This is a genomic window from Streptomyces sp. URMC 123 (assembly GCF_051386515.1).
Lineage (GTDB): Bacteria > Actinomycetota > Actinomycetes > Streptomycetales > Streptomycetaceae > Streptomyces.
In genome coordinates this window covers 94,961-101,948 of sequence record NZ_JBPQTV010000001.1, presented here as the reverse complement: position 1 = coordinate 101,948, position 6,988 = coordinate 94,961, and the positions used below count along the sequence as shown (strand labels likewise).

Here is a 6,988-nt window from a genome sequence, read left to right as displayed (position 1 = left end):
GGGGGGGGGGGCGGGGGGGGTGGGGGGGGGCCGCGCCCCGGGGCCCGCGAGCGCCCTCGTATCACCTCGGCGCCGGGTACGGGCTCCGCACCACCGCGCCCGGTGTCGGCCGCCCTCGCCCCGGGGATGACCTCGGGAAAGGCGTTTCTTCACGGTCCGCGCGGTCCGGTCGGCGGGTGCCGCCGGCGATCGGCCGCCGGCACCGGAGCGCGCCCGTCCGCACCGATCGGTCCACCGCTGTCGCCGGTGGCCCGCAGCACCCCCCGAGAGGTGGCCCCTCGATGGCCCGTATCCCGTATCCGGAAACGCCGTCCGACGCGCTGACGCGGCTCCCCGCGCCGCTGAACATCTTCCGGATGCTGTCCCACGCCCCCGCCCTGACCGGGCCCGCCATCGACCTCGCCCTGGCCCTGCTCGGTACCACCTCGCTCAGCCCCAGAACGCGGGAGATGGTCATCATGACCGTGGCCGCCCGCTCCGGCTGCGCCTATCAGGCCGCCCAGCACGCCCCGATGGCCGCGGCGGTCGGCGTCACCCCGGCGCAGCTCACGGCGATCGCCGAACAGCGGCCCGCCGCGGGACTGTTCGACGAGAGCGAGGCGGCTGCCCTCACGGCGACCGCGGAACTGCTCGCCTCCCGCACCCTGCGCGCGGGCACCGTCGCCTCGCTGCGCCGCCACTACGGCGAACGGGAGATCGTCGAACTCACCCTCCTGGTCGGCTACTACGTCATGGTGGCGGGGGTCATGAACGCCCTCGACGTCGACCTCGACCCCTCGGGCGAGCACTTCGTCACCCTCGCGGGCGGCTCGGCCCCGCGGGGGGCGACCCCGCCGGGGGCGACGGGGTGACGTCGCGTGCCGGCGGCCGCACCGCCACCGCCGGCGCGTTCGCCCCGCACGCGGGGGCGCCACCCCGTCGCGGGGCGGCTCAGGGGGTGACGGTCTCCCAGAAGCGGACCAGTGCCGCGGCCGTCACCTCGGGCCGCTCGGCGTTGGGAGAGTGCTCGGCGCCCTCGACGACCGTACGGTGCGCGCCCAGCCGCTCGGCCATCGCGTCCATCAGCGCCACCGGCCACGCGTAGTCGGCGGCCCCCGACAGCACATGCTTGGGCAGCGCGGTCGCCGCCAGCTCCGCCACCCGGTCCGGCTCGTGCGTCAACTGGTGCGCGGTGGCGAGCAACTGCTCGGGGACCGTGCCCATCCAGCGGCGGTGCAGGAACTCCTGGAGGGCCGCCGGCGTGGCGTCGTCGGCGGCCTCCGGTGGGTCGAGCAACCGCATGGCCCGCCAGATGTCCTCCATGCCCATCGTCGTCAGCGCGTCGGTGAGCATCCGCAGCCGGGACTGCTGGAGCTCCGCGACGGCGGCGGGGCCCGAACTCATGATGGTCAGCGACCGGAACGGCGTTCCGTCCAGCAGTACGGCGGCCCGCGCGATCAGCGCGCCCAGCGAATGGCCGAGCAGATGCAGGGGTTCGGCGGGGTCGGTCCGTACGGCGGCCGCCTGCGCGAGGACGTCACGCGCCAGTTCCTCCTGCCGGTAGGCGTTCTCGTCCCGTGGACCGGGCGACTCGTGCTGGCCCCGGCCGTCGACCGCGACCGTACGGAAGCCGGCGTGCGCGAGCGGCTCCAGCAGCGCGATGAAGTCCTCCTTGCTGCCGGAGAAGCCCGGCAGGAGCAGCGCCGTCCCCCGCACCGCGACGCCGGGCGGCGGCACGGACTCGTGCACGGCGAACTCGCCGCGCGCGGTGGTCAGACGGTGTGCCCGGGCACAGTCGGGCAAGGTCAGCGTGGGTGGCCTGCTCATGGCGCCGAGGCTAGCGCTGCCCGACCCCCACCCCGACGGGCGGCCCCCACCTCGCCGATCGCGCCCGCGCCGGCCCCCGGCATGGCTCAGGGCCCATCCGGCGAGCGGATGGGCCCTGAGGTCAGGTCCTGGGGGACCCGGGTCGTGCGGGGGAGGGCTCGATCAGCCCTCGGACGCCTGCGGCTCGGCCGCGGCCGACGCACGCGTCCGCCGCCGCCTGCGCACCGGCTTCGCCTCGCCCGCGTCCGCGGTCTCGGCCGGGGCCTCCACCGCGACCGACGCGCCCGAGGCGGCCGTCTCGGTGGCGCTCGTCGCACCCGTCGCGCCCGCGCGCGTACGGCGCCGGCGCCGCGGCTGCTTGCGCTCCGCCGTCTCGCCCTCGGCCGCGGGGGCCGGGGCGTCCGCCGGGGCGTCGGTGGCCGCGCCCTCCGCGGGCGCGCCCTCGATCGGCACGCCACCGCGCATGCGGCGGCGCTGGCGCGGCGCCCGCGCGCTGCGGGGCCGCTCCTCCTCCACGACGACGGCGGCGGCAGCGGCACGCGGGCCGCGGCGGCCGCGGCCACCCGGCTCACCGAGGTCCTCGAGCTCCTCGGCGGCGAGACCGGCGCGGGTCCGCTCGGCACGCGGCAGCACGCCGGTCGTGCCCTCGGGGATGCCCAGCAGCTCGTACAGGTGTCCGGAGGTGGAGTACGTCTCCTCCGGCTCGTTGAACGGCAGGTCCAGCGCCTTGTTGATCAGCTGCCAGCGCGGGATGTCGTCCCAGTCGACCAGGGTGATCGCGGTGCCCGACCGGCCCGCGCGGCCCGTACGGCCGATGCGGTGCAGATAGGTCTTCTCGTCCTCGGGCGTCTGGTAGTTGATCACGTGCGTCACGCCGTCGACGTCGATGCCGCGCGCGGCGACATCCGTGCAGACGAGGACGTCGACCTTGCCGTTGCGGAAGGCCCGCAGGGCCTGCTCGCGCGCGCCCTGGCCGAGGTCGCCGTGGACGGCGCCGGCCGCGAAGCCGCGCCGGCTGAGCTGGTCCGCGACGTCCGCCGCGGTCCGCTTGGTCCGGCAGAAGATCATCGCCAGGCCGCGGGTCTCCGCCTGGAGCACCCGGGCCACGAGCTCCGGCTTGTCCAGGGAGTGCGCCCGGAAGATGTGCTGGGTGATGTTGGCGACCGTCGCGCCCTCGTCGTCCGGCGCGGTGGCGCGGATGTGCGTGGGCTGCGACATGTAGCGCCGCGCGAGCGAGATGACCTGGCCCGGCATGGTGGCCGAGAACAGCATGGTCTGGCGCTTGGCCGGCAGCAGCTGGATGATCTTCTCGACGTCGGGGAGGAAGCCCAGGTCGAGCATCTCGTCGGCCTCGTCCAGGACGAGGGCCTTGACGGCCGAGAGGTCCAGCTTCTTCTGGCCGGCGAGGTCCAGCAGCCGCCCGGGGGTGCCGACGATCACGTCGACGCCCTTCTTGAGCGCCTCGACCTGCGGCTCGTACGCCCGGCCGCCGTAAATCGCCAGCACGCGGATGTTACGGACCTTGCCGGCGGTCAGCAGGTCGTTGGTGACCTGCTGGCACAGCTCGCGGGTGGGGACGACCACGAGCGCCTGGGGCGACTCGACGAGGTCCTCCGGCCGGGCCCGGCCGGCCTCGACGTCCGCCGGAACGACGACGCGCTCCAGCAGCGGAAGGCCGAAACCGAGCGTCTTGCCGGTTCCGGTCTTCGCCTGGCCGATGACATCGCTGCCGGAGAGCGCGACGGGGAGCGTCATCTCCTGGATGGGGAAGGGGGTCGTGATGCCGACGGCCTCGAGGGCCTCGGCGGTCTCGGGGAGAATCCCGAGGTCTCGGAACGTAGTCAGGGTGCTTGCCTCTTCTGTGAGACGCGGCTCGAGGGGGCGAGGAGGGTCGTACCGCGCCGGGATTCATTCGGCCGTGGATGGCCGTATGGCGCAGGACCACTGGCTCTCGCGCGTTTCCACTCGTGCCGCGAGCGGGCCCCTCGCACGGGGGCGCGTACAGTCCCGTACGCGCCTCGGGAGGGCTGTCGGTCGGAGCCGATCGGGCCACCGACCGGGCATCCGCTGCGGTCTGGGGGGCGTCCCCAGAAGACACAGTATGCGATCACCCACCGAATACTCGGCGGGTGCCATACCACTGTACCCCGGAATCGTGCATGTGTGTTGGGTCGATCGGGTCGGCACGTCGGAAGTGTGTGGCTGACCAGGGCCTTCCTTGAGCGACGGAGCGGGCTATTGTGCGCTTCATGGAGACGCCTGACGACATCAACGCGACCGCGACCGCCGCCGACGACACCACGGAAGCGCTCACCGGGATCGCCGCCCAGGACTGGGCCCAGGCATCCGCCGACCCGCAGTACCGGGCCGCCGTGGTGGACCTGCTGGGCGCGCTGGCCTACGGCGAGCTGGCGGCCTTCGAACGGCTCGCCGAGGACGCCAAGCTGGCGCCGACGCTCGAGGACAAGGCGGAGCTCGCCAAGATGGCCTCGGCGGAGTTCCACCACTTCGAGCGGCTCCGGGACCGGCTCACGGCCATCGACGCCCCGCCGACCGAGGCGATGGCCCCGTTCGCCGCCGCGCTCGACGAGTTCCACCGCCAGACCGCGCCCTCGGACTGGCTGGAGGGCCTGGTCAAGGCCTACGTCGGCGACTCGATCGCCTCCGACTTCTACCGCGAGGTGGCCGTCCGGCTCGACTCCGACACCCGTGACCTGGTCCTCCAGGTGCTCGACGACACCGGCCACGCCTCCTTCGCGGTGGAGAAGGTGCGGGCCGCGATCGAGGCCGAGCCCCGGGTCGGCGGCCGGCTGGCGCTGTGGGCGCGGCGGCTGATGGGCGAGGCGCTCAGCCAGGCCCAGCGGGTCGTGGCGGACCGTGACGCGCTGTCCACGATGCTGGTGGGCGGGGTCGCGGACGGCTTCGACCTGGCGGAGGTCGGCCGGATGTTCTCGCGGATCACCGAGGCGCACACCAAGCGGATGGCCGCGCTGGGCCTCGCCGCCTAGCCCGCGGCCGTCCGGGCCGCGCGGTGCGGGGCCCGGACACCGCCGGTGGGCCGGATCAGCAGGGACATCAGGGTCACCCCGACGGCGAGCGCCCCGAAGAGCGTGCCCAGGGCGTGGCCGGGCCCGACCGCGCTGTGCGTCAGCAGGCCCCCGAACAGCCCGCTCACGGGGCCGGTGGCCAACACCAGAGGGCGCGCGGGAAGCCGATCGGGCAGCCAGCGCCTGGCGCCGTAGGTGATCGCGAGGCCGATGATCACGGAGCCGAGCGCTTCCAGGACCATGTTGTTCTCCCTCCCGAGCCGCAGCCGACAGGCGGTCACACGTCGGTTGCTGCCGGTCTTACCCCGGGTCCGCGCGTCGCAATCATGGGCGATGGGCCGCGGGAGGGACGTCCCAGCAGGTCCTGAGCCCCTCGGGACCGGCTCCCGGATACGGCGACGGCCCGCGTACGCCAGCGGCCCGCGTACGGCGACGGGGCCCGCGTACGGCGACGGGGCCCGGCTCTCGGATACGGCGACGGCCCGGCCGTTCCCTCGGGGGAACCGCCGGGCCGCCGGACCGCTGGTGCTGCGGTACTCGCCTCGCGGGGTGTTACATCGCTCCGAAGCCGACCCTGCGGACGGTCGGCTCGCCGATCTCCACATAGGCCAGCCGGTCGGCCGGGACCAGGACCTTGCGGCCGTGGTCGTCCACCAGGCTGAGCAACTGCGCCTTGCCGGCCAGCGCCTCGGCAACCGCGCGCTCGACCTCCTCGGCAGACAGCCCGCTCTCCAGGGTGATCTCGCGGGGCGCGTGCTGCACGCCGATCTTGACCTCCACGGCTTCGTCCCTCCGACGGTCAGTTGGGGTGCGCGGTCAGCCGCGCCGTACGCAGCACACATTAGCCCGGTACGGGGACATCTCATGGGCCGACCGTGCACGCCAGCAGCGAACACGCCGCCCCGGCCCGTGTCGGGGACCGTGCCGGCGGCCCCGGCGGAGGCCCCGGCGGAGGGAGGGCGGAGGAGGGGCGGAGGGTCAGTGCGCCTGGTTCGCGCCGTGCATCGGGAAGCCCGCGATGCCGCGCCAGGAGAGGGAGGACACCAGCCGGGCCGCGGCGTCGCGGGGCAGCGTCTGGCCGGAGCCCAGCCAGTAGCGCGCCGTGATCTGCGCCATCCCGCACAGCCCCACCGCCAGCAGCATGGACTCGTCCGAGGGCAGGTCGGTGTCCTCGGCGATGACCTCGCTGACCGCCTTCGCGCAGTCCAGGCTCACCTTGTCCACCCGCTCGCGGACCGCGGGCTCATTGGTGAGGTCCGATTCGAACACCAGGCGGAAGGCGCCGCCCTCGTCGCCGACGTAGGCGAAGTAGGCGTCCATGGTGGCGGCGACCCGCTGCTTGTTGTCGCTGGTGGACGCGATGGCCGCGCGGACCGCCTGGAGCAGCGACTCGCAGTGCTGGTCGAGCAGCGCCAGATACAGGTCCAGCTTGCCGGGGAAGTGCTGGTAGAGCACCGGCTTGCTGACCCCGGCCCGCTCGGCGATGTCGTCCATGGCCGCGGAGTGGTAGCCCTGTGCGACGAAGACCTCCTGGGCGGCGCCCAGCAGCTGATGTCGTCGGGCTCGGCGCGGCAGGCGCGTGCCTCGCGGGCGCGCCTCTGTCTGCTCGATGGCTGTCACGCCGCCTCCCAGTGGGTCGTTTCCTGCGCGGCGTGCGCCGCGCCCGCCATCGTACTTTTCGGTAACCCGGGTGCGCGCGGTGCGAAGGGAGAATTTCACGGGCCGGACGCTGTGCGGTGCCGACAAAGGGGGAGTTCCGGCCCGGCCGGATCGGCCGGTGGCCACGGCCGGATCACCGCCGGACGGTCAGGGCCACGGCTGGGCCGACGATCGGCACGGCCGGGGGCCCGGCCCGGTCAGCGATAGTCGTCCTCGCTCAGGGGTACCACCCGGGTCTGCTCCACGGCGTCCGCGGGGTCCGCCTCCAGCGGCGGTTCCACGGGCGGGACGTTCTCCTCCTCCGGGTCCACATCGAGATGCTGCTCGGCGATGTCCCCCTCGGGCGCCTCGATGTCGACGTCGGTGACACCGGCGTCGACGAGGTCGGCTTCGGCCTCGAAGGTCTCGGGCTCGGTCGGATCGGCTGGAATCGACATGCTGGCTCCCCTTTCCAGGGCGAGCGCCCTCTACACGAG

At 74.1% G+C, this 6,988-nt stretch carries 8 protein-coding genes; 2 read left to right on the top strand and 6 right to left on the bottom strand.

The genetic code is table 11. The features are described from left to right. Positions 1-281 precede the first annotated feature (281 nt). The gene (locus ACSNOD_RS00435) at positions 282-851 is read left to right on the top strand and encodes a carboxymuconolactone decarboxylase family protein (protein WP_436764641.1); all 570 of its coding nucleotides are present in this window, start codon (positions 282-284) and stop codon (positions 849-851) included. 79 nt (positions 852-930) lie between these two features. Here the strand turns inward: ACSNOD_RS00435 and ACSNOD_RS00430 are convergent, their stop codons facing one another. Then, complete coding sequence (locus ACSNOD_RS00430; RefSeq protein ID WP_436764640.1) at positions 931-1,806, bottom strand: alpha/beta fold hydrolase; 876 nt, start codon at positions 1,804-1,806, stop codon at positions 931-933. Positions 1,807-1,968: 162 nt separating this feature from the next. Next, complete coding sequence (locus ACSNOD_RS00425; protein WP_436764639.1) at positions 1,969-3,561, bottom strand: DEAD/DEAH box helicase; 1,593 nt, start codon at positions 3,559-3,561, stop codon at positions 1,969-1,971. A 494-nt stretch (positions 3,562-4,055) separates the two neighbouring features. Between ACSNOD_RS00425 and ACSNOD_RS00420 the strand changes: the two genes are divergently transcribed. After that, on the top strand, positions 4,056-4,814 hold the full coding sequence (locus ACSNOD_RS00420) for a ferritin-like fold-containing protein (RefSeq protein ID WP_436764638.1): 759 nt from the start codon (positions 4,056-4,058) through the stop codon (positions 4,812-4,814). Here ACSNOD_RS00420 and ACSNOD_RS00415 read toward each other — a convergent pair. From ACSNOD_RS00415 to ACSNOD_RS00400, 4 genes are all read right to left on the bottom strand, one after another. Further along, positions 4,811-5,095, bottom strand: a complete 285-nt coding sequence (locus ACSNOD_RS00415) for a hypothetical protein (protein ID WP_436764637.1) — start codon at positions 5,093-5,095, stop codon at positions 4,811-4,813. The genes ACSNOD_RS00420 and ACSNOD_RS00415 overlap by 4 nt on opposite strands. 310 nt (positions 5,096-5,405) lie before the next feature. After that, positions 5,406-5,633: a DUF3107 domain-containing protein gene (locus tag ACSNOD_RS00410; protein WP_436764636.1), complete on the bottom strand. Its 228-nt coding sequence runs from the start codon at positions 5,631-5,633 to the stop codon at positions 5,406-5,408. A gap of 198 nt (positions 5,634-5,831) precedes the next feature. Further along, on the bottom strand, positions 5,832-6,473 hold the full coding sequence (locus ACSNOD_RS00405) for a TetR/AcrR family transcriptional regulator (RefSeq protein WP_436764635.1): 642 nt from the start codon (positions 6,471-6,473) through the stop codon (positions 5,832-5,834). A gap of 236 nt (positions 6,474-6,709) precedes the next feature. Next, on the bottom strand, positions 6,710-6,949 hold the full coding sequence (locus ACSNOD_RS00400; protein WP_436764634.1) for a hypothetical protein: 240 nt from the start codon (positions 6,947-6,949) through the stop codon (positions 6,710-6,712). Between the last annotated feature and the right edge of the window lie 39 nt (positions 6,950-6,988).